Below are 22,931 nucleotides of genomic sequence, written 5' to 3'. Positions count from 1 at the left end.
AGCGAAATGCGAATTTCACACCCCGCTCAGAGCCTAGCACTTAGGCTTGCAACGCACTCAGGGTCAGGTCCAGACACTTGCGAGCCTTGGTCACCAGCTCATCGATTTCCGCCTTGGTAATGACCAGCGGCGGAGCAATGATCATGGTGTCGCCCACGGCGCGCATGATCAGGCCATTTTCAAAACAGAATGTCCGGCAAATCATGCCGACGCCACGGCCTTCGTAACGCTTGCGAGTGGCCTTGTCCTGAACCAGTTCGATTGCCCCCAACAGCCCTACACCGCGCACTTCACCCACCAACGGGTGATCGCTCAATTCCCGTAGGCGACTCTGCAAGTAAGGTGCCGTTTCTTCGCGAACGCGGTCGATAATTTTTTCGTCGCGCATGATGCGGATGTTTTCCAGCGCCACCGCAGCGGCCACCGGGTGACCGGAATAGGTGAAACCGTGGTTGAAATCGCCACCCTCGTTGAGCACCGCGACCACGTCGTCGCGCACGATCAGGCCACCCATCGGGATATAGCCCGACGTCAGGCCTTTGGCGATGGTCATCATGTCCGGTTTGAGGTCGTAGAAATCGGAACCGAACCACTCACCCGTGCGGCCGAAACCACAGATCACTTCGTCCGCCACGAACAGGATGTCGTACTTGGCGAGGATTTCCTTGATGCGCGGCCAGTAGGTGTCTGGCGGAATGATCACGCCACCGGCACCCTGGATCGGCTCGGCAATAAAGGCACCGACGTTATCAACGCCGATTTCCAGAATCTTTTCTTCCAGCTGATTGGCGGCCCATACACCAAACTCTTCCGGCGTCATGTCCCCGCCTTCAGTGAACCAGTAAGGCTGGGCGATGTGGACAATGCCCGGGATCGGCAAGTCGCCTTGTTCGTGCATGTAGGTCATGCCACCCAGGCTCGCGCCGGCCACGGTGGAACCGTGATAACCGTTCTTGCGGCTGATGATGACTTTCTTTTGCGGCTGCCCCTTGATCGCCCAGTAGTGACGAACCATACGCAGCATGGTGTCGTTACCTTCGGACCCGGAACCGGTGAAGAACACGTGATTCATGCCTTCAGGCGCGATGTCGGCGATGGCTTTGGCCAGCTCCAGCACAGGCGGGTGAGCGGTCTGGAAAAACAGGTTGTAGTAAGGCAGTTCACGCATTTGCTTGCTGGCGGCATCGGCCAGTTCATCGCGACCGTAACCGATGGCTACACACCACAGGCCGGCCATGCCGTCGAGGATCTTGTTGCCTTCACTGTCCCAGAGGTAAACGCCCTTCGCGCTGGTGATGATGCGCGGGCCTTTCTCTTTCAGTTGCTTGAAGTCACTGAACGGGGCCAGGTGGTGGTCGTTGCTCAGTGCTTGCCACTCACGGGTTTGCGGATTGTTATTGGTCATGCGAATTCTCCTAAGTTTGCAGTGAAGGCGCGACTATTTCCTGTCGCGCCGCAGCGCATCAGACGGCGAAGAGCAGGAATTCCCGTTCCCACGAACTGATCACGCGCTTGAAGTTTTCATGCTCGGCCCGCTTGACCGCGACGTAGCCAGTGATGAATTTTTTGCCCAGGTACTTCTCGACAGTCGCGCTGTTTTCCATGCGTTCCAGCGCGTCTTCGATGGTCAGCGGCAGGCGCAAGTTGCGGCGTTCATAGCCACGTCCTACCACCGGCGCACTCGGGTTCAGCCCCTCGACCATGCCGATATAACCGCAGAGCAGGCTCGCGGCGATCGCCAGGTACGGGTTGGCGTCAGCGCCCGGCAGGCGGTTCTCCACCCGACGGTTCTGCGGACCGGCATCCGGAACCCGCAGGCCCACGGTACGGTTCTCTTCGCCCCACTCCACGTTCACCGGTGCCGAAGTGTCCGGCAGGAAGCGGCGGAACGAGTTGACGTTCGGCGCGAACAGCGGCAACAACTCGGGGATCAGCTTCTGCAAGCCTCCGATGTGGTGCAGGAACAACTGGCTCATGGTCCCGTCTTCATTGGAGAAGACGTTCTTGCCGGTCTCGATGTCGATGATGCTCTGGTGCAAGTGCATCGCACTGCCTGGCTCGCCGGTCATGGGCTTGGCCATGAAAGTCGCGGCCACGTCATGCTTGAGCGCGGCTTCGCGCATGGTGCGTTTGAACACCAGAATCTGGTCAGCCAGAGACAGGGCATCACCGTGACGGAAGTTGATTTCCATCTGCGCCGTGCCGTCCTCGTGGATCAGCGTGTCGAGGTCCAGCTCCTGCAGTTCGCACCAGTCGTAGACATCTTCGAACAGCGGATCGAATTCGTTGGCGGCTTCAATAGAGAACGACTGACGGCCGATTTCCGGGCGACCTGAACGCCCGATAGGCGGTTGCAACGGGTAGTCCGGGTCGTCACTGCGCTTGGTCAGGTAGAACTCCATCTCCGGCGCCACAATCGGCTGCCAGCCTCTGTCGGAATAGAGTTTGAGGACCTTCTTGAGCACGTTGCGCGGCGACAGCTCGATCGGATTGCCTTGCTTGTCATAGGTGTCGTGGATCACCTGGGCGGTCGGCTCGACGGCCCAAGGCACCAGGAACACCGCGTTCTGATCGGGGCGGCAGATCATGTCGATGTCCGCCGGGTCGAGCAGTTCGTAATAGATGTCGTCTTCGACATAGTCACCGGTCACGGTCTGCAATAGAACGCTCTCGGGCAGTCGCATGCCTTTTTCAGCAATGAACTTGTTGGTCGGCGAAATCTTGCCCCGGGTGATCCCGGTCAAGTCGGCGATCATGCATTCGACTTCTGTGATCTTGTGGTCTTTCAACCAATCGGTGAGCTGGTCGAGGTTGTTACTCATAAATGCCTCTAGGCTTTGAGTTTCCTGACTCTTGTAAGTCAGGCGATGTTTGACGCATCGGCGTCGCGTTGAAATGTGTGTCTGCGACAGGCTATCGTGCTTTTCCGTATCGCGCGGCAAATACCAGGCGTGCAGAATCGCCAGCGGTGCCCTGCATGAAAGCCGGGCCGCTATTGTGAATCGGATCTATATTGAATGAAGTAACCGTAATGGGGGTGCCATCAAGGCTGTCCAGAATATCGGACGGGAACAGCCGGTTCGCCATGGACGCAAGAATCATCGGCAGACCTGAAGCCGCTGGGGCTACGGCGCGGACGTTAATATCGCCACTGATGTGATAAGCATGCAGACCGATATGCGCAGAGCAGTCGGTGACGCCGATTAACGGCAGGCGAGACATGAAGCACCCCGGTATTATTGCTGTTATGGGTTTGATTCGAGCTTAGCCTTGTTCATTTTTTTACACAACACCCCCGTAAAAAATACAACACGGCCCGCTCAAGCCTGCGGACGCCAAGACGTCCAAAGGCCAAAAAACGCCCCAAAGTGCCTCAAAAATGCCTTTCGAGCGCTTTTTTAGGGCAAAAAAGGCCTCGCTTGACTTCGGCATGCCGTTCGGGTTGACTGAAACCCGAAGAGATCAATGATTGATATTTTTAACAACAAAGGTGTTGCATCATGTCGGTACCCCCGCGTGCCGTTCAGCTTAACGAAGCGAACGCGTTCCTTAAGGAACATCCTGAGGTTCTGTACGTTGACCTTCTGATTGCAGATATGAATGGTGTGGTGCGCGGCAAGCGCATTGAACGCACCAGTCTCCACAAGGTTTACGAGAAAGGCATCAACCTGCCGGCCTCTCTATTTGCTCTGGATATCAATGGCTCGACGGTGGAAAGCACCGGTCTGGGTCTGGACATCGGCGATGCTGACCGAATCTGCTATCCAATCCCTGACACCCTGTGCAACGAGCCTTGGCAGAAGCGCCCTACCGCGCAACTGTTAATGACCATGCACGAACTCGAAGGTGAACCTTTTTTCGCGGATCCCCGTGAAGTCCTGCGCCAGGTTGTTACCAAGTTTAACGAGATGGGTCTGACGATCTGTGCCGCATTCGAGCTTGAGTTCTACCTGATCGACCAGGAAAACGTTAACGGTCGCCCACAGCCTCCTCGTTCGCCGATCTCCGGCAAACGTCCGCACTCGACACAGGTCTACCTGATCGACGACCTCGACGAATACGTCGACTGCCTCCAGGACATTCTGGAAGGTGCGAAAGAGCAAGGCATCCCTGCCGACGCCATCGTCAAGGAAAGTGCTCCGGCGCAGTTCGAAGTGAACCTGCACCACGTGGCTGACCCGATCAAAGCGTGCGATTACGCTGTATTGCTCAAGCGCCTGATCAAGAACATCGCCTACGACCATGAGATGGATACCACGTTCATGGCCAAGCCTTATCCAGGCCAGGCGGGCAATGGTCTGCACGTCCACATCTCGATTCTTGATAAAGATGGCAAGAATATTTTTGCCAGCGAGGATCCCGAGCAGAACGCCGCACTGCGTCACGCGATCGGCGGTGTGCTCGAGACCCTGCCGGCGCAGATGGCTTTCCTCTGCCCGAACGTCAACTCCTACCGTCGTTTCGGCGCACAGTTCTACGTGCCGAACTCGCCGTGCTGGGGCCTGGACAACCGTACCGTAGCGATTCGCGTACCGACCGGCTCTTCCGATGCCGTACGTATCGAACACCGCGTTGCGGGCGCCGATGCCAATCCGTATCTGTTGATGGCTTCGGTTCTGGCAGGCGTGCATCACGGCCTGACCAACAAGATCGAGCCGGGCGCGCCCGTAGAAGGCAACTCCTACGAGCAGAACGAGCAAAGCCTGCCGAACAACCTGCGTGATGCCCTGCGCGAGCTGGACGACAGCGAAGTCATGGCCAAGTACATCGATCCGAAATACATCGATATCTTCGTGGCCTGTAAGGAAAGTGAGCTGGAGGAGTTCGAACACTCCATCTCCGACCTTGAATACAACTGGTACCTGCATACCGTTTAAGTGGTTGCAGCAAACAAAAACGCCGCCGGCCTCACAGCCTGCGGCGTTTTTTTTATGCGGTTTGTTCTGCCGGCCGAGACAGACAAAACCCGGCCATGGCGACGCCTTTGCGGTAAAAGCGCCGACCAGCGGTTGTTGCGACAGGCCCTGCTGAAGAAGTGGGGCAGCAAGTTATCCCTCTCGATGAGCGGAATTTGAAAAACCAGTTATCGCGTTGATGTCACACTCAAAAGCTGGCGCGGCGAGTGTCACTGGGTGTGGCCGGTACTCTTGTGGAGTGCGCGAATGGTTATTTGATGTCAGTGATTATGAACAATTCTACGGCTATTTCTGCTGTTCAGGGCTTCGGTGTCGAATTGAGCAGCATGCTGCTAGCGGTGCGCGATACTTGATCGACGCAGCAGACGGTTACTTAAATATTGTGAAGTAACTCGGTGAATTTCCACATGTAAAAGGTTAAAGGAGCAAGCATGCCAATCGCAGTCAACTCACCAGCACTGCAAAGTTGCAAATACCACATTGTTGACGAGACAAATAGACCCCCTTCAAGAACTGCGTCTTCACTCAATGACGCCCGCAACACGCCAACTGAGTTCGAATTGCAGCCGATGGGAACATCTCGGACGAGAGACATTCAAAATGTGGAGGAGCCGAGAACCAACAGCACCGCTGAATCCTCGATTAAGAGCAGGCTTATAACGTGCGCCAAAGCGACTGGCATCGTGGCAGGGATAGGAATGCTTCTGGGCATCCCGATTGCGATCCGATATTTATCTGGCTCAGGGACAACCAACCCTGGAGCTATACGCGAGAACAATCTCGCTCAATTTCCGAGGGCTGAACCGCTGATCGGTCATGATGATTGGGTGGGTCCAGTATTAAACTTAAAGAATTGGCTTGGTCAAGAAATTAATGTAGGTGCTGCATCGAACATCACTCGAGAGTCTATTAATGAATTTTTTATCCAACTTGCAGTAGATGACATAGACGGGCATGAGGTGGCCCGTGACAGCGAGATACAAATAAAATTTCCAGAGATATTCAATGCTCTCGAGCAAGGTCGTAAAGACGCAGTTTCCTATTTGAAAAGCTTTCGGGATGAGTGCGTAGAAAATTGCGACATCCCCTTGCCGCCAGTGAGCGAAGGCGGATCGGGGGAATACCTGAAAGCTTTCACCGGATGGATGCTTGAACAAACAACCAATTTAACGTCCTCGGAACGCGGTCTTGCAACCGACACCGTATACACTAACCTACTCTCTGAAATGAATGTCAATCAGGCTGACTTTGAAAGTAGAGATTCGTATATCGGCAATCTGACATTAATAGATTTCTTGATTGAACTGGCAGAAAATCCATGCCATGCAAATAGTTTTTCTCGACAATGCATCCAATACGTACTAATGGAGCAAAGCGAGGCAGGATTAGACAAGGACAAGGCTGCAAATCGCCCAACAACTTACGCAATAAATCCGCCCCCTCTGCCTGCTTTGATAGAAAGCCCACAAGTACCATTAGTATTTACTACCCACTTGACAAACCTGATCCGCTATCCGCTTCTATTGACACACATGATAGTTCACGAACTAATACACTCTGCCGGATTCGGTGATCCACTTTACACCGGTGTAGACAGTAATATCCTTAACTCTAACAACACCGCACTTGAAGATCAGATCAGGATTTACGACAAAACCTATTATGAATTCAGGCAAAACATTGCCACCCACCTTGATAACGTTCCGACGCCATTTGAGTTCGCTTTGGAGGAGTTCTTCGACATACATATAGGGGGCCAAAACATGAACTACTATGAAAAAATGAGCAAGCTCAAGACAGAGCTACTGAACGATGATGTTTTGTGGAAGAGCTTTGAAAATGAGGCAACTGACCTTATAACTATGCGTATTGTAACTGAAAGTAGGCGAAACGGGACTTCCCCGGTCGCGTGAGGCCAGCCGAAGGCGTTTTGCGACGAAGGTGGGTCACTGTGTTTTTTGGTTAAGTTCAAGTTTGCGAAGACTTACCGGAACCGATAGAACCACGATGACCCACCCTGCTATCACACTGAGCGAGCTACTTGAGAGAAGCGCTGACGTCGATTTATTCAGGCAAATGATTAAGTTTGCCAATATCCAAACTGGCGCGCCGGTGGAAGGCAACTCCTACGAGCAGAACGAGCAAAGCATGCCGAACAACCTGCGTGATGCCCTGCGCGAGCTGGACGACAGCGAAGTCATGGCCAAGTACATCGATCCGAAATACATCGATATCTTCGTGGCTTGTAAGGAAAGTGAGCTGGAGGAGTTCGAACACTCCATCTCCGACCTTGAGTACAACTGGTACCTGCATACCGTTTAAGTGGTTGCAGCAAACAAGAACGCCGCCGGTCTCACAGCCAGCGGCGTTTTTTTTATGGCCCTGTGGCGAGGGGATTTATCCCCGTTCGGCTGCGAAGCAGTCGCAAAACCTCATGACGTAATACAGACTTCGGGGCCGCTTCGCGACCCAACGGGGATAAATCCCCTCGCCACAGGGGATATGGAACATCTGCCCGCTCTGCGTACAATGCCCGCTGCCCCGCAGGAGGACTTCAATGACGCGCCCCGCCACCATCCGCAAACCCCGCGCACGCAGCCAGGCGCGGATCGATTCGATCCTCGATGCCGCACGTACGCTGCTGGCCGCCGAGGGCGTGGCCAGCTTGTCGATTTACAGCGTTGCCGATCGCGCAGAAATCCCGCCCTCTTCCGTGTACCACTTCTTCGCCAGCGTCCCGGCCCTGCTCGAAGCGTTGACCGCGGACGTTCACGCCGCCTTCCGAGCCTGCCTGCAGGAGCCCATCGACCACCAGGCCCTCAACGGCTGGCGGGACCTGTCACGGCTGGTGGAACAACGCATGCTCGCGATCTACGACGAAGACGCCGCCGCGCGCCAGTTGATCCTCGCGCAACACGGCTTGACCGAAGTCACCCAGGCTGACCGTCAGCACGACATCGAACTCGGCGACCTGATGCACAAGCTGTTCGACCATCACTTCGAGCTGCCGAAGTTGCCCACCGATGTCGATGTGTTTGCACTGGCGATGGAGCTGGGGGATCGGGTGTATGCCCGCTCGGTGCAGCAGCATGGGCAGATCACCCCGCGCATGGCTGAGGAAGGGATGCGGGTGTTTGATGCGTATCTGGGGCTGTATTTGCCGCCGTATCTGCACAAGCGCGCTGTACTTGCCTGAAATTCATCCGCCTCACTGACCCCATCGCGAGCAGGCTCACTTCTACATTTGATCTGAGGCGAACACAACATTTGTGCTCGACAAAATCCCCTGTAGGAGTGAGCCTGCTCGCGATGGCCGCGCTGCCGATCTCACTGACTGCCGACACCCTTACAACTTGGCGATCGACACCTCGGTGGATTTAACGAACGCGATCACTTCGCTGCCGACCACCAGCTCCAGCTCTTTCACGGAGCGCGTGGTGATCACCGACGTGACAATGCCCGACGCTGTCTGCACGTCGATTTCCGACAGCACGTCACCCAGCACGATTTCCTTGATCGAGCCTTTGAACTGGTTACGAACGTTGATGGCTTTAATAGTCATGATGTTGATTCCTGTCAGTTGAGGTGAAATGTGAGTTATTGCGCCCAGCGCAGTTGCGTGGGCAATGGTGAAACGGGTTCCGGTTCCGGCGGTTCGCCGGGCAGTGCGAGCACACGATTGAGGACTTCGGTTTCCAGCGCCGCCAGCCGATGGGAGCCGCGGACGCGAGGTCGCGGCAGTTCCACATGCAGGTCGAGGCCGACTTCACCGTCTTCGATCAGGATCACCCGTTCGGCAATCGCCACCGCTTCACTGACGTCATGGGTGACGAGCAGCACAGTGAATCCATGCTTCTGCCAGAGCCGCTCGATCAGTTGCTGCATTTCAATTCGCGTCAGCGCATCCAGTGCGCCCAAGGGTTCGTCCAGCAACAGCAAACGCGGTTGATGGATCAGCGCACGGGCCAGTGCCACACGTTGCTTCTGACCACCGGACAGGGCCGCCGGCCACTCATTGGCGCGGTCCGCCAGGCCCACCGACTCCAGGGCTTCCAGTGCCTGCGGCCGCCAGTTGCCTCTCAGCCCGAGGCCGACGTTATCAATCACCTTCCTCCATGGCAGCAGACGCGCTTCCTGGAACATCAATCGAGTGTCTTCCCGTGCATCGCTCAGCGGTGCGGAGCCTGCCAGCAGCTCACCACCGGTAGGCTTGTCGAGACCGGCGAGCAGTCGCAGCAAGGTGCTTTTACCGCAGCCGCTGCGACCGACCACGGCCACAAACTGACCTGCCGGTATGTGCAGGTCGATCTCGCGCAATACTTGCCGCGAACCGAAGGTTTTCTGCAGCTTGCGCACCGCCAGCGGAATACCGCGCAGCAGGCGTGGTGGTTGTTGAGCAGTCATGCGGCGCCTCCTTTATGGACCTGATAGGCCGGGTGCCAGCGCAGCCAGACACGTTCAAGTCCACGGGCCGCGAGGTCAGCGAGTTTGCCAAGCACCGCGTACAACAGAATCGCCAGCACCACCACGTCAGTCTGCAAGAATTCCCGGGCATTCATGGCCAGGTAGCCAATACCGGAGCTGGCGGAAATGGTTTCTGCCACGATCAACGTCAACCACATGAAGCCCAGGGCGAAGCGCACGCCGACCAGAATCGAAGGCAATGCGCCCGGCAGGATCACCTGGCGGAACAGGCTGAAACCCGACAAGCCATAACTGCGCGCCATCTCCACCAGCGCCGGGTCGACGTTGCGGATACCGTGATAGGTGTTGAGGTAGATCGGGAACAACGTGCCCAACGCCACCAGGAAAATCTTCGCCGACTCGTCAATGCCGAACCACAGGATCACCAGCGGAATCAGCGCCAGATGTGGCACGTTGCGGATCATCTGCACCGAACTGTCGAGCAGGCGCTCACCCCATTTCGACAGGCCGGTGATGAAACCCAGCACCAGGCCGATGCTGCCGCCAATGGTGAAGCCCAGCGCCGCACGCCAGCCGCTGATCGCCAGATGCGTCCAGATTTCGCCACTGCGAACCAGGCTCACGCCGGCTTCGATGACGGCAATGGGCGCCGGCAGAATCCGCGTCGATAACCAGCCCGCCGACACCGACAACTGCCATACCGCCAGCAGCAACACCGGCAACGCCCAGGGCGCCAGGTTGTGGATAATTTTCTTCATGGCGCGCCTCAGCTCTGGGACGCGGCTTTAGGGAGGATATCGTTGGCCACCATCTCGCCAAACGGGCTGACGTAGTTGGCACCCTGAGGCGCCTGCGGACGCTCGATGTCCAGGTGCGGGAATAACAATTCCGCGACCCGGTAGGATTCTTCCAGGTGTGGATAACCGGAGAAGATGAACGTATCGATGCCCAGGTCCGCGTATTCCTTCACGCGAGCGGCCACGGTCGGACCATCACCGACCAGCGCCGTGCCGGCCCCGCCACGCACCAGGCCAACACCGGCCCAGAGGTTAGGGCTGACTTCCAGGTTGTCGCGACTGCCGCCGTGCAGGGCGGCCATGCGCTGCTGGCCGACCGAATCAAAACGCGAGAGCGAAGCCTGAGCGCGGGCAATGGTTTCGTCATCCAGGTGTGAGATCAGGCGGTCAGCTGCTTGCCAGGCTTGGGCATTGGTTTCACGAACAATCACATGCAGACGAATACCGAAGCGCACGGTCCGACCGAGCCTGGCGGCTTTGGCGCGCACCTGTTCGATCTTCTCGGCAACGGCGGCCGGTGGCTCGCCCCAGGTCAGCACCATTTCGACCTGTTCTGCGGCGAGGTCTTGTGCCGCTTCCGACGAGCCACCGAAGTACAGCGGTGGACGCGGTTGCTGGATCGGCGGATAGAGCAATTTGGCGCCTTTCACGCTGATGTGCTGACCGTCGTAATCGACGGTTTCGCCTTCCAGCACTCGACGCCAGATACGGGTGAATTCCACCGAAGCCTGATAACGCTCTTCATGGCTGAGGAACAGACCATCGCCGGCCAATTCTTCCGGATCGCCGCCAGTCACCAGGTTGAACAGCGCACGACCGCCGGACAGGCGATCCAGCGTGGCAGCCTGTCGCGCCGCCACCGTCGGGGAAATGATCCCGGGGCGCAGGGCGACGAGGAATTTCAGACGCTGGGTCACCGGAATCAGCGACGCGGCCACCAGCCACGAATCTTCGCAGGAGCGACCGGTAGGAATCAGCACCCCGCCGAAGCCCAGCCGGTCCGCCGCCTGAGCGACTTGCTGCAGGTAACCGTGGTCAACGGCGCGAGCGCCTTCAGCGGTGCCAAGGTAATGGCCGTCGCCGTGGGTAGGCAGGAACCAGAAGATATTGAGGCTCATGGAGTGGTCTCCTTGGGGAATCGGCTTAAGTTTCTGTGCGTGGGTTACTGGGCTTTGGCAACGGCCGCCGGTGGCGTCCAGATCACGTCTTTGATGCTCAACGGCTTGGGAATCAGCTTGAGCTGATAGAAGCTGTCGGCGATTTTCTGTTGAGCCGCGACCACTTCCGGGGTCAGGAACAAGGCGCCGTAGCCCTGGCGTTTCACCGAGGTCAGGGTGATGTCTGCCGGCAAGCCGAGCAGTGGCGAAACCTGTTTGGTCACGTCTTCAGGATTGGCTTTGGACCACTCGCCGACGGCGCGCACTTCTTCCACGAGGGTCTTGATCACCTCAGGATTTTTCTGTGCATAAGGCTTGGTCGCGAGGTAGAACTGATGGTTGTCGACGATGCCTTGACCATCACGCAGGGTGCGCGCTTGCAGTTGCTGTTCAGCAGCGGCCTGGTACGGGTCCCAGATCACCCAGGCATCGACACTGCCACGCTCGAACGCAGCGCGGGCGTCGGCAGGCGGCAGGAATACGGTCTGGATGTCGGTGTATTTGAGGCCGGCGTCTTCGAGTGCACGAACCAGCAGGTAGTGGACGTTGGAGCCTTTGTTCAGGACGACTTTCTTACCCTTGAGGTCCTGCACCGATTTGATCGGCGAATCTTTCGGCACCAGGATCGCTTCACTGTGCGGCGCTGGTGGTTCATAGGCGACGTAGAGCAGATCAGCACCGGCAGCCTGGGCGAAAACCGGCGGGGTTTCGCCCGTCACGCCGAAGTCGATGGAGCCGACGTTCAGCCCTTCAAGCAGCTGCGGGCCGCCGGGAAATTCAGTCCATTGCACGTCCACACCTTGGGCCGCGAGGCGTTTTTCAAGCGTGCCTTTGGCTTTGAGCAGCACCAGGGTGCCGTACTTCTGATAACCGATGCGAAGCGTCTCGGCCTGAGCTTGAGTAATGGCGCCGAAGGTAACAGCCGCAGCAAACAGAGCGACCAGACCACGACGCAAAATGACAGTGCGCATAGCGCTCTCCTTTTTGCAGTTGGGTTTTGGCTGCACCTGCTTGGCCGTTAGCGGCTGAGTAAGGTGAGTACATCAAATTCAGATGGGGCTTAAATGCTCCAGCGAGCACTCAACAAACGTTCATTCAGCAAGTTCGGATCAATGGGCTTCGGGCGTCGCGCCATGGCGCTGAAAAACAGTTCCAGCGACTCATTCAGGCGCTGTTCCAGTTCCGGTGCCAGCTGCGCCTGAGCGCTGCCTTCGCCGTAAGCGATCTGGCTGTCTTCGGCGAAAATTCCGTGGGGCATTTCCTGGGCTTTCAACGCGGAAAGCACCGGCTTGAGCGCGTAGTCCACCGCCAGCATGTGAGCGATGCTGCCGCCCGTGGCCATCGGCAACACCACTTTATGGGCCAGGGCGCGTTCGGGCAGCAGATCCAATACGGTCTTCAACGCACCGGAAAACGATGCCTTGTAGACCGGTGTGGCGATCCACAGGCCGTCGGCGTTTTCAATCTGTTGCAGCAGGTCGATCACCTTCGGGCTGTCGAAGCGTGCGTGCAGCAAGTCTTCGGCCGGGAAGTCCCGTACCTGGTAACTCACCACTTCCACACCCTGCTCCTGCAACCAACGTTGAGAGCGGTTCAGCAGCACCCCGGAACGGGAGCGTTGGCTCGGACTGCCACCGAGTGAGACGACCAGCATTCGGATGATTCCTTGAGCGTTATTGGCGATTCACAGTGTGCGATCTCGCTTTGATGGGGGTGACCTTAACAGGCGATTGTTATATCTATAAATCATATTTATTCATTTGGTTATGCTATTAAGAGATATACAGAAACACTAAAGCCAGACGAAAAAAAAGGCCGTCGAAACGGCCCGAAATCCCCTGCTTGATGGATGCTGTTCAATCCTGGTGCTGTGGCGTCTGGTAGATCGCCTTCGCGGGCAAGCCCGCTCCCACAGAGGTGTGTGGATTGCCAAATATCTGTGATTCACCCCAATCCACTGTGGGAGCGGGCTTGCCCGCGATGCCGATATCAGCAGCGCTGCAGATATTTACCTGTTCGGTTGCGGCGTCAGTCGCAGGTACGGCTTCACCGCGCGATAGCCCTTGGGAAAGCGTTTCCTGATCTCATCTTCGTCCTTGAGCGACGGCACGATCACCACTTCATCACCGTCCTGCCAGTTGGCCGGGGTCGCGACTTTGTAGTTATCGGTGAGTTGCAGCGAGTCGATGACCCGCAGGATTTCATGGAAGTTGCGACCGGTGCTCGCCGGGTAGGTGATGGTCAGTCGCACTTTTTTGTTCGGGTCGATCACGAACAGCGAGCGCACGGTCAGTGTGTCGTTGGCATTCGGATGGATCAGGTCGTAAAGGTCCGACACCTTGCGGTCCGCGTCGGCAAGAATCGGGAAGTTCACGAGGGTATTTTGGGTCTCGTTGATGTCCTCGATCCATTTGTGGTGTGAGTCCACAGGGTCCACTGACAGCGCGATGGCCTTGACGCCGCGCTGGGCGAACTCGTCTTTCAACTTGGCGGTGAAGCCCAGCTCGGTCGTGCACACCGGGGTGAAGTCCGCCGGATGGGAGAACAGCACGCCCCAACTATCACCCAGCCATTCGTGGAAGCGAATGGTGCCGGCGCTGGAATCCTGTTCGAAATCGGGGGCGATGTCGCCAAGTCTGAGGCTCATGGTGCTGCTCCTGGTGAGTGCTTGATGAGCTCAACTGTGCCTGGGTTTTTTATTCATTAAAAAGAATAAATATCGATTTGTTTAGATCTTGAAAGCATATAAATTCCCGTTTGAAAAACGCAAAAAGCCCCGCCCGGCGTAATGCCAGGCAGGGCTTTTTATTCGTCAGGAAACGCGAGCGCTATTACAGCAGCGGGATCGAGTAGCTGACGATCAAGCGGTTTTCATCCTGGTCGCGTTGACCCGGGATGTCGTTGCGCCAGCTGGCGTTTTTCCACATCAGGCCGAGGTTTTTCAGCGGACCTTCTGGCACTACGTAAGCCAGGGTCAGGTCGCGTTCCCACTCGGAGCGACCCGAACCGTTTTCAGCGCCGTTGCTACCCACGGTGTCGATGTTGTCGCCACGCAGGTAAACGATGCCGGCAGTTGCGCCTGGCAGGCCAACCTTGGCGAAGTCATACGAGTAGCGTGCTTGCCAGGTTTTCTCACCGGCACGGCCAAACTTCTGGATCTGCGAGTCGGTGATGGTGTAGTTCGACGAACCGTCACCCTGGTTCAGCCAAGGGAAGTCGCTGCTGCCGTTGCTGACCTGGTAACCGCCGCCGAATGTATGGCCGGCAACGGTGTACAGGAACAGGCCGCTGTACAGGTTGTTGTCGACTTTACCGCGACCGCTGGCGGAGCCGGTGTAGTTACCGCTGCTGTAGTAAGCAGGGGTATTACCATTGGCACCATCATCAGAGCTGTTGAAGTAACGGAAATCCGACTTCAGAACGCCCGGGCCGATTGCCCAGTTGTGGACCAGACCCAGGAAGTGCTGCTTGTAGAAGTCTTCCAGGTTGCCGTAGTAGTACTGGGCAGTCAGGTCTTTGGTGATTTTGTAGTCACCACCGGCGTAGATGAACTTGTTGCTGTCGCGACCGCTGATGGTCGGGCTGTTCGCGCCGCCAATCGACAGTTGCTCATTGTTGCTCGAGTTACGACCCTTCACCGCTTCGATCTGACCGCCAACCAGCGTCAGGTCTTTGATCTCGGCGGAAGTGAGCTGACCGCCCTGCCAGGTTTGTGGCAACAGACGACCGTCGTTGGTCGCGATCACCGGGTTCTTCGGCTGCAAGGTACCCAGCTTCAGTTCGGTCTGGGAAATCTTGGCTTTGGCAGTCAGGCCCAGGCTGGAGAAGTTATCAACCGCTTCGCCGTTGGACTTGCTTGGAAATACGGTGCCGCCATAAGAGGTAGCCGTCGCGCCGTTGGTACCACCACCGGAATCCAGCTTGATACCCAGCAGGCCGATAGCGTCGAGACCGAAACCAACAGTACCTTGGGTGTAGCCGGAGATGAAGCGCAGGTCAAAGCCTTGGCCCCACTCTTCGTTCTTGCTCTGGACGCCCGCAGCAGTTCTGGCAGCAGAATCACGGTTATCCGTGTTGATGTAGAAGTTACGCAGCCCCAAGGTGGCCTTGCTGTCTTCGATGAAACCAGCGGCGCCTGCGTGCTGCGCCACAACCCCTACGGCCACGGCCAGGGCCAAGGTCGACTTGTTCATTGTTTCGCTCCTCTCGTTCTAATTTTTTCGGTCCAGAATCGAATGCTCTGAATCCTGAAGTGCACGGTGACCGCAAACCGCAAAAACACAGGTCAACGCTCTGATGCGTCTAACTCGGGCGTTCGCCCAAGGAAAATGGGCCCGCATGGTAAACGGATAATAATTTATTTCATTCTTTTTCATGCCATTTCGGAATTAAAGCATGGCATTTAATAGCGTCAGGACACCCTCTATCGGCCCCGGAGGGATGCACTTTAGGGGTTTGCACTAAAAGCTAAAAAGAATAATAAATTCCATAACAAGATCAAATTGGAATAATAAAAAAAAGCCGAAAAAAACCCCGCCGTGAGGCAGGGCTTTTCCCGTATTCGATTACAGGAAGCTATACGTGTAGTTGAAGATCAGACGAGTCTGGTCTTGTGCGGAAATATTGGTATCGCCGCGGTAGGTCCCGTGACGCAGGGTAGTACCAAATCCTTTGAGTGCACCGGTCTGGATCACATAATCCACCCGCAGGTCACGTTCCCACTCGGTCTGGTCTTTGCCAACGCCGTTGGTGGCCTTGATGTCCTCACCACGCAGATAAGCCGCCGAGGCCTTCAGGCCTGGAACACCCAGGGAAGCGAAGTCAAAGGTGTACTGGCCGAATGTCGTGTTCTCGCCTGCACGCACGAAGCCGTTGATCATAGCGTCGGTGAACGAGTAGAAGCTGGCACCGCCGGCGCCTTCGTTGCGACCGTTGCCGTCGACTACGTTGCCCTGGTTCAGGTAGACGAAACCACCGTCATCGCTGACACGCTGATGACCCAGCAAGAAAGCGTTCGGACCCAGGGTATAGGTGAACATGGCACTCCAGGTCTGGTTATCCACCTCGCCCGGGTTCTTCGCGTAACCGCCGTTATTGTTGAAGCGGTAACCCGCATCACCGTTCTTGCCGTCGGAGCTGCTGTCGAAATAACGCAGGTCAGTCTTGAACGACTGGTTGGCGCTGATTGGGTAGACGTGTACCAGACCCAGGAAGTGCTGCTTGTAGTAGTCTTCCAGATTCGCGTAGTAGTACTGCAGCATCAGGTCTTTGGTGACCTTCCAGTCCGCACCGCCGTACTGGAATTTGTTGCTTTCTTCTGTACCACCAGCCACCGCCAGGCCAGTGGTATTCGACGACGCGCGACCCGCCGCATGCTCAAGCTGGCCGACGTTGAACGTGACGTTGTCGATTTCCTTCGAGGTGATGGTGCCGCCTTCGAAGGTCTGTGGCAGCAGACGACTGTCGTTCGCGATCAGTACCGGCATGTTCGGTTGCAGGGCGCCACCGAGGTGGGCCTCGGTTTTCGAGATGCGTGCCTTGACGTTACCGGCTACGCGACTCCACGGATCGGATGCCGAACCGTCAGTGTCACTGGGGAAGAATGAGTTGTTATCCGGGTGATGGCCGCGACCACCGTCCAGATGGATGCCCACCAATGCCTGAGCGTCAAAGCCGAAGCCGACCGAGCCTTGAGTGAAACCCGACTGGTAATCGAATTTGAAGCCCTGAGCAGTTTCACGTTGGTCGTTGGCAGTGCCTTCGCGGGTGTCAGCGTTGTAATACATGGTGCGAGAACTGACGGAAGCCTTGCTGTCCTCAATGAAACCGGCGGCGCCTGCCTGCTGCGCCATTACCCCTACGGCCACGGCCAGGGCCAAGGTGGACTTGTTCATTTTTTAAGCTCCTCTCGTTTCTAATTGTTGTATTCCTGGCCCTGGGTCAATTGCCCGAGATCCTAGGATTTGCGATTAGCGCCAGACCGTGACCTGCAAGTCAATCGTAACCGTATGTGACTACGACCATGGTCTAATCCCCGTAAATCCGGTGTCTGCTAATTGATGCGTCGTGCATAAATCCAACAGGAAGCATCTGATGGTTTTTTATATCTTTTAGGAATTGAGCGCAGTGCGCGCGGCTCAGTGAAAGCAAGCCTATAAGCTAATTCCTAAATGATATTTATTGGCTGTTTTTTAGATCGATTAGATTTAACGGAAATCCGTATTTCCTCTCATCGAAGACCCGGCCATGACCATCAAGCGCGCACTATCCAATCGAATTGTTACAGTTTGTGTATCGACGCTGTTTTCTTTCAGCGCCTTGGCTGCGGACCTCACGGTCGGCTACCAGACCGGTATCGACCCAAGCAAAGTGCCTCAGGCGGATGGCGTTTATGAGAAGACCATCGGCCAGAAAATCGACTGGCGTCGTTTCAACAGCGGCCCTGAAGTCGTCACCGCCATTGCGTCCGGTGACGTGCAGATCGGCAACCTCGGCTCCAGTCCGCTGGCGGCCGCTGCTTCGCGCAACCTGCCGATCGTGGCGTTCATTGTTTCTGCCCAGATCAATGCGGCTGAGGCGTTGGTCGTACGCAACGGCAGCGGCATCAACAAACCGGAAGATTTGATCGGCAAGACCATCGCCACGCCATTCGTTTCCACATCCCACTACAGCTTGCTCGGCGCGTTGAAACACTGGGGGCTGAACACATCGCAGGTCAAAGTGGTGAACCTGCAACCCGCGGAAATCGCCGCCGCCTGGAAACGGGGTGACATCGACGGCGCGTTCGTCTGGTCGCCGGCCTTGGGTGAAATCCGCAAGACCGGCAAGACGTTGACGGATGCGGCACAGGTCGGCCAATGGGGCGCGCCGACCTTCGAAGTGTGGGTTGCACGCAAGGACTACGCGGAGAAGCATCCTGACGTCATCGCGAAATTCGCCAAGGTCACCCTGGACGCGTTCGCTGATTATGCCGCGCACAAAGACAGCTGGACGGTTGACTCGGTGCCTGTACAAAAAATCGCCAAACTGACCGGTGCCAATGCCGCCGACGTTCCGGAGTTGCTGGCCGGCTCGGCGTTCCCGGACGCCAAGGCTCAACAAACCACTGCGCTGCTGGATGGCGGCACAGCCAAGGCAATTGGCGAGACGGCGAAGTTTTTGAAGGAACAAGGAAAGGTTGAAACGGTACTGCCGGATTACTCCGGATACGTCAGCTCGAAGTACGTTACCGAGTAACCCCCTCGACCCGTAGGAGCAAAGCTTGCTCGCGATTGCGCCATACAGTACGACCGGAAGATCCCGGCGCCTGCATCGCGGGCAAGCCTTGCTCCCACAGCAAGTCTTGCCTCCACGACTTCGTCAGAGGGTTTTTTCGAAGATCTTCGAATTACGCTGATAGTTGTACAGCGACGCCCGCGCCGAGGGCAGGCGCTCTACGCTGCTCGGTACAAAGCCCCGTTCACGGAACCAGTGAGCGGTCCGGGTCGTGAGAACGAACAAGGTTTTCAGTCCCTGGTCCCGGGCACGGGTTTCGATGCGTTCCAGCAGTTCATCACCGCGACCGCCATGACGGTACTCCGGGTTCACCGCCAGACACGCCAACTCTCCCGCATCCGAATCGGCAATCTGATACAGCGCCGCGCACGCGATGATCATGCCTTCGCGCTCGACCACGCTGAATTGCTCGATCTCGCGCTCCAGCACCTCGCGGGAACGACGCACCAGAATCCCCTGCTCTTCCAGCGGACTGATCAGGTCCAGCAAACCGCCAACGTCTTCAATCGCCGCTTCGCGCACGATCTCGAATTGCTCCTGGGCCACCAGCGTACCGCCGCCGTCCCGGGTAAACAGTTCGGTCAGCAGCGCACCGTCTTCGGCGTAGCTGACGATATGACTGCGCGCCACGCCGCCACGGCAAGCCTCGGCGGCGGCATCGAGCAACTCAGCCTGATAGTTGCTGCCCAGACGCTGCAGATGCGCCGGCACTTGTTGTGGACGCAATTCACGCACCAGACGACCGTTTTCATCGATCAAGCCCAGATCGGCGCCGAACAGCAGCAGCTTGTCTGCGGCCAGCTCAATAGCCGCGCGCGTCGCGACGTCTTCGCAAGCGAGGTTGAAAATCTCGCCAGTCGGCGAGTAGCCCAGCGGCGACAGCAGCACGATGGAGCGCTCGTCCAGCAGACGATTGATGCCTTTGCGGTCGACCCGGCGCACTTCGCCGGTGTGGTGATAGTCCACGCCTTCCAGTACACCGATCGGCCGTGCCGTGACGAGATTCCCGCTGGCGACCCGCAGACGTGAACCCTGCATCGGCGATGAGGCCATGTCCATGGACAACCGCGCCTCGATGGCGATGCGCAATTGACCAACGGCATCGATCACACACTCAAGGGTCGCGGCATCGGTGATGCGCATCCCATGGTGGTAATGCGGCGTCAGGCCACGCGCGGCAAGGCGGGTTTCGATCTGTGGGCGGGAACCGTGGACCAGCACCAATCGCACGCCCAGGCTGTGCAACAGCACCAGGTCGTGGACGATGTTGCCGAAGTTGGGGTGTTCAACGCCATCGCCGGGCAGCATGACGACAAAGGTGCAATCGCGGTGGGCATTGATGTAAGGCGAAGCGTGACGGAGCCAATTAACGTATTCGGGCATGAACCTGGGCCTGTAATAAATAGCAGCCAAAAAATGGGCGAAACTGAAAACGCACAGCGGGCTGGTGGTTATCGTCGGAACAGGCTTGGCGACACGCGCGCTCTCCTCAAAAATACGGGTTGGGACACTGGCAATTTATACGGTTAGTCCGCCAAAACACAAAACCTGCAGGAGTGAGCCTGCTCGCGATAGCGGTGTAACAGCCACTGAAATGACGACTGATGTACCGCTATCGCGAGCAGGCTCACTCCTACAGGGATTGCGCTCAACTGACTGGCGTTTTGGCCGGTGTCAGGCAGTAATGTTCAATCAGTTGACGTAATAGATGCACCGTAGGCTGCAAACGTGACATTTCGAGGTATTCCCCCGGCTGGTGTGCGCAGGCGATATCACCCGGGCCCAGCACCAATGTTTCGCAGCCAAGGCGCTGAAGATAAGGCGCTTCGGTGCCGAACGCTACTGCTTCGGCCTGATGACCGGTGAGCTTTTGTGCAATCCGGACCAACTCGGCGTCCTCGTCCTGCTCAAAGGGCGGCACTTCAGGGAACAGCGGTGCGTAGTCGATCTTCACCTGATGGCGTTCGGCGACCGGTTTGAGCCTCGCCAGGATTTCAGCACGCAGGGCTTTGGGGTCCATGCCCGGCAGCGGTCGCAGATCAAATTCCAGCGAACATTGGCCGCAAATACGGTTCGGGTTGTCGCCGCCATGAATGCAGCCGAAATTCATCGTCGGGGTTGGCACGCCAAATTGCGGATTACGGAACTCACGCTGCCACAGCAGGCGCAGGCCACGCAGTTCGCCAATCGCATCGTGCATGGCTTCAAGGGCACTGTGACCCAGACGCGGGTCGGAGGAGTGGCCGCTCTGGCCGAGGATATCGATGCGCTCCATCATGATGCCTTTGTGCATCCGGATCGGCTTCAGCCCGGTCGGCTCGCCAATAACCGCGGCACGACCCAATGGGCGTCCGGCTGCTGCCAGGGCGCGAGCGCCAGACATCGAGCTTTCTTCATCGCACGTGGCAAGAATCAGCAGCGGTTGCTTGAATGGCTGGTCGAGCAACGGCAGGACCGCCTCGATGGCCAAAGCGAAAAACCCTTTCATGTCGCAACTGCCAAGTCCGACCCAGCGGCCATCGACTTCGGTCAGCTTCAACGGATCGGTCTGCCATAGCGCCTCGTCGTACGGCACGGTGTCACTGTGCCCGGCCAATACCAACCCACCGGGGCCGGAGCCAAAACTGGCGAGCAAATTGAATTTACCGGGGCTGACCTGTTGAATGTCGCAGGCGAAACCCAGGTCGCCCAGCCATGTCGCGAGCAAATCGATCACCGGGCGGTTGGTTTGATCGAGCCTGGGCTGGGTGCAGCTGACAGACGGTGCAGCGATCAACGCGGCGAATTGATCTTTCATGGACGGCAAAGGCATCGCTGACTCCAACTCCCGAATTGATATCCATCATAGAACCATCCGGCGACAGGAATAAACCGTCGCGGCACGTACCAACTCTCACTCCTGTACACTGCACGGCCTTGGCAGCCACACATTCCCCCGGCTGCGCTCCCGATCCTGGATTTTCCGGCCATGCAGAAAGAAACCGAAATCAAACTCCGCGTCAGCCGCGAAACCCTCGCTGCTCTGCGCGAGCACCCGCTACTGAAAAAACGCAACAAAAGTGGCTGGGAACGCCGTGAACTGATGAACCAGTACTTCGACACGCCTGAGCGCGACCTGGCCCGTGCCAAGGTTGCCCTGCGCCTGCGCCGCGATGGCGAAGAAGTGATTCAGACGCTCAAGACTCGCGGCCAAAGCGTTGCCGGCCTGTCCGAGCGCAACGAGTACGACTGGAACCTGCCCAAAGCCAAGCTCGACGTGAAGAAACTCGACGGCGAATGCTGGCCCGAGGAACTGGCCGAGCTGGACAAGAAAACCCTGAAGCCGATTTTCACCACCGATTTCGTCCGCGAGCGCGCCGAGATTGCGTGGGGCCGTGGCAAGACCAAAGTGGTCATCGAAGCCGCACTGGACCTGGGCCATGTGGTTGTCGGCAAGCAGAAAGAAGAAATCTGCGAGCTGGAACTTGAATTGCGCGAAGGCGAACCGGCTGCCCTGCTGGAACTGGCCGCCGAGCTGGCCGCCACCCTGGCACTGATGCCGTGTGACATCAGCAAGGCCGAGCGTGGTTATCGTTTGTACGATGCCAACAGCTATTCGCTGAGCCTGCCGGCACCGCAGATCACTGCCGAAACTCCGCTGGATGACGCGTTTGCCGCCCTGAGCTGGCATTTGCTGAGCAGCAGCCAGCGCCTGGCTGAGCAGTATCGCTTCAATGGTCATTGGCGACTGCTGCAGGACTGGGTCGAGAACCTCGCTGAAATGCGCGCGTTGCTCAGCAGCCTGGGCCAAGCCGCTCCGCGTCAGTCGACTCACGATCTGCGCGTGGCCCTGGATGCCTTGCTGGAAGACTGGCGTCCGCTGGTACAAGCAGGTCAGGATGACAAAGACGTGCGCAAAGCGGCTCCGGAGCAGTTCCTCGAAGAACTGGAAGATCCGCGTTGGGGCTTGTTCTCGCTGAACACGTCGCGATGGTTGCTTGCGCGTACCTGGACGACTGATCGCAATGTTCGCGGCAATCGCCAGGGCGCTGCGCAACTGGGTAGCTGGCTGCCGCGCTTGTTAGGTGAAGAGGCAACCTCCCTCCAGTTGCAGCGCTACCAGCAACAACCGGAAGACCTGGCCGAACAATTGCCGCGCATCGAACGTATCCAGGCCTGGATGCACCATGCCCGCGGTGTGCTGGAGATCCCGGAAATGGATCGTCTGTACGGTGAACTGAACAAACTCGCGCAACTGGCTAACGAGCCGATTACCGATGAATCGCTGGATGCGCGCAAGCAGCAGGCGATTGCGGTGTATCAGAACCGTGCCTGGAAGATGCTGTTGCGGGTGTAATACTTTGTGGCGAGGGAGCAAGCTC

Annotated in this window: 18 protein-coding genes and 2 pseudogenes; 6 read left to right on the top strand and 14 right to left on the bottom strand. The window is 57.3% G+C overall.

Annotated features, from left to right (window positions below; all coding sequences use genetic code 11):
- Nucleotides 1-40: 40 nt before the first annotated feature.
- The 3 genes and pseudogenes from H7698_RS07325 to H7698_RS07315 all read right to left on the bottom strand — a co-directional run.
- Nucleotides 41-1,405: an aspartate aminotransferase family protein gene (locus tag H7698_RS07325; RefSeq protein WP_194690989.1), complete on the bottom strand. Its 1,365-nt coding sequence runs from the start codon at nucleotides 1,403-1,405 to the stop codon at nucleotides 41-43.
- Nucleotides 1,406-1,463: 58 nt separating this feature from the next.
- Complete coding sequence (locus H7698_RS07320) at nucleotides 1,464-2,822, bottom strand: glutamine synthetase family protein (RefSeq protein ID WP_162438403.1); 1,359 nt, start codon at nucleotides 2,820-2,822, stop codon at nucleotides 1,464-1,466.
- A gap of 127 nt (nucleotides 2,823-2,949) precedes the next feature.
- Nucleotides 2,950-3,222: pseudogene (locus tag H7698_RS07315) on the bottom strand (gamma-glutamyl-gamma-aminobutyrate hydrolase family protein); the annotation flags it as partial.
- A gap of 278 nt (nucleotides 3,223-3,500) precedes the next feature.
- Between H7698_RS07315 and H7698_RS07310 the strand changes: the two are divergent.
- The 4 genes and pseudogenes from H7698_RS07310 to H7698_RS07295 all read left to right on the top strand — a co-directional run bounded on the left by H7698_RS07310 (nucleotide 3,501) and on the right by H7698_RS07295 (nucleotide 8,112).
- Entirely contained in the window at nucleotides 3,501-4,877 is a 1,377-nt protein-coding gene (locus tag H7698_RS07310; protein WP_194690987.1) for a glutamine synthetase family protein, read from the top strand.
- 470 nt (nucleotides 4,878-5,347) lie between these two features.
- On the top strand, nucleotides 5,348-6,829 hold the full coding sequence (locus H7698_RS07305; protein ID WP_194690986.1) for a hypothetical protein: 1,482 nt from the start codon (nucleotides 5,348-5,350) through the stop codon (nucleotides 6,827-6,829).
- Nucleotides 6,830-7,010: 181 nt separating this feature from the next.
- A pseudogene (locus H7698_RS07300) lies at nucleotides 7,011-7,238 on the top strand (glutamine synthetase); the annotation flags it as partial.
- Nucleotides 7,239-7,473: 235 nt separating this feature from the next.
- The gene (locus H7698_RS07295) at nucleotides 7,474-8,112 is read left to right on the top strand and encodes a TetR/AcrR family transcriptional regulator (RefSeq protein WP_162438404.1); all 639 of its coding nucleotides are present in this window, start codon (nucleotides 7,474-7,476) and stop codon (nucleotides 8,110-8,112) included.
- Nucleotides 8,113-8,262: 150 nt separating this feature from the next.
- On the opposite strand, the gene H7698_RS07290 is transcribed toward H7698_RS07295, so the two are convergent.
- From H7698_RS07290 to H7698_RS07250, 9 genes are all read right to left on the bottom strand, one after another.
- The gene (locus H7698_RS07290) at nucleotides 8,263-8,478 is read right to left on the bottom strand and encodes a TOBE domain-containing protein (RefSeq protein WP_003229256.1); all 216 of its coding nucleotides are present in this window, start codon (nucleotides 8,476-8,478) and stop codon (nucleotides 8,263-8,265) included.
- A gap of 35 nt (nucleotides 8,479-8,513) precedes the next feature.
- The gene (ssuB, locus tag H7698_RS07285; protein WP_194690985.1) at nucleotides 8,514-9,320 is read right to left on the bottom strand and encodes an aliphatic sulfonates ABC transporter ATP-binding protein; all 807 of its coding nucleotides are present in this window, start codon (nucleotides 9,318-9,320) and stop codon (nucleotides 8,514-8,516) included.
- On the bottom strand, nucleotides 9,317-10,099 hold the full coding sequence (gene ssuC, locus H7698_RS07280; RefSeq protein WP_194690984.1) for an aliphatic sulfonate ABC transporter permease SsuC: 783 nt from the start codon (nucleotides 10,097-10,099) through the stop codon (nucleotides 9,317-9,319). The genes ssuB and ssuC overlap by 4 nt, the downstream gene beginning before the upstream one ends.
- 8 nt (nucleotides 10,100-10,107) lie before the next feature.
- Nucleotides 10,108-11,256: an FMNH2-dependent alkanesulfonate monooxygenase gene (ssuD, locus tag H7698_RS07275; protein WP_194690983.1), complete on the bottom strand. Its 1,149-nt coding sequence runs from the start codon at nucleotides 11,254-11,256 to the stop codon at nucleotides 10,108-10,110.
- Between the two features lie 44 nt (nucleotides 11,257-11,300).
- Nucleotides 11,301-12,266, bottom strand: coding sequence for a sulfonate ABC transporter substrate-binding protein (locus H7698_RS07270; protein WP_194690982.1), 966 nt, complete (start codon nucleotides 12,264-12,266; stop codon nucleotides 11,301-11,303).
- Between the two features lie 89 nt (nucleotides 12,267-12,355).
- The gene (gene ssuE, locus H7698_RS07265) at nucleotides 12,356-12,949 is read right to left on the bottom strand and encodes an NADPH-dependent FMN reductase (protein ID WP_194690981.1); all 594 of its coding nucleotides are present in this window, start codon (nucleotides 12,947-12,949) and stop codon (nucleotides 12,356-12,358) included.
- A 354-nt stretch (nucleotides 12,950-13,303) separates the two neighbouring features.
- Complete coding sequence (locus tag H7698_RS07260) at nucleotides 13,304-13,942, bottom strand: peroxiredoxin (RefSeq protein WP_162438410.1); 639 nt, start codon at nucleotides 13,940-13,942, stop codon at nucleotides 13,304-13,306.
- Nucleotides 13,943-14,126: 184 nt separating this feature from the next.
- Nucleotides 14,127-15,488 carry an OprD family porin gene (locus tag H7698_RS07255; protein WP_194690980.1) on the bottom strand — a complete coding sequence of 454 codons (1,362 nt, stop codon included), beginning with the start codon at nucleotides 15,486-15,488 and terminating at the stop codon, nucleotides 14,127-14,129.
- Between the two features lie 372 nt (nucleotides 15,489-15,860).
- On the bottom strand, nucleotides 15,861-17,189 hold the full coding sequence (locus tag H7698_RS07250; RefSeq protein WP_194690979.1) for an OprD family porin: 1,329 nt from the start codon (nucleotides 17,187-17,189) through the stop codon (nucleotides 15,861-15,863).
- A gap of 352 nt (nucleotides 17,190-17,541) precedes the next feature.
- Between H7698_RS07250 and tauA the strand changes: the two genes are divergently transcribed.
- Nucleotides 17,542-18,531, top strand: coding sequence for a taurine ABC transporter substrate-binding protein (tauA, locus tag H7698_RS07245; protein WP_194690978.1), 990 nt, complete (start codon nucleotides 17,542-17,544; stop codon nucleotides 18,529-18,531).
- Nucleotides 18,532-18,654: 123 nt separating this feature from the next.
- Here the strand turns inward: tauA and argA are convergent, their stop codons facing one another.
- Both argA and argE read right to left on the bottom strand, forming a co-directional pair.
- Nucleotides 18,655-19,953 carry an amino-acid N-acetyltransferase gene (gene argA, locus H7698_RS07240; RefSeq protein ID WP_162438414.1) on the bottom strand — a complete coding sequence of 433 codons (1,299 nt, stop codon included), beginning with the start codon at nucleotides 19,951-19,953 and terminating at the stop codon, nucleotides 18,655-18,657.
- 265 nt (nucleotides 19,954-20,218) lie between these two features.
- A complete protein-coding gene (gene argE / locus H7698_RS07235; RefSeq protein WP_194690977.1) occupies nucleotides 20,219-21,382 on the bottom strand; it encodes an acetylornithine deacetylase in 1,164 nt (387 codons plus the stop codon).
- Nucleotides 21,383-21,538: 156 nt separating this feature from the next.
- Between argE and H7698_RS07230 the strand changes: the two genes are divergently transcribed.
- Nucleotides 21,539-22,906 carry a CYTH domain-containing protein gene (locus H7698_RS07230; protein WP_194690976.1) on the top strand — a complete coding sequence of 456 codons (1,368 nt, stop codon included), beginning with the start codon at nucleotides 21,539-21,541 and terminating at the stop codon, nucleotides 22,904-22,906.
- Nucleotides 22,907-22,931 lie beyond the last annotated feature (25 nt).

It is taken from the genome of Pseudomonas sp. p50(2008) (genome assembly GCF_015351605.1).
In the GTDB taxonomy this organism is placed as follows: Bacteria; Pseudomonadota; Gammaproteobacteria; order Pseudomonadales; family Pseudomonadaceae; genus Aquipseudomonas.
This window is presented reverse-complemented; position numbering and strand designations above follow the sequence as displayed.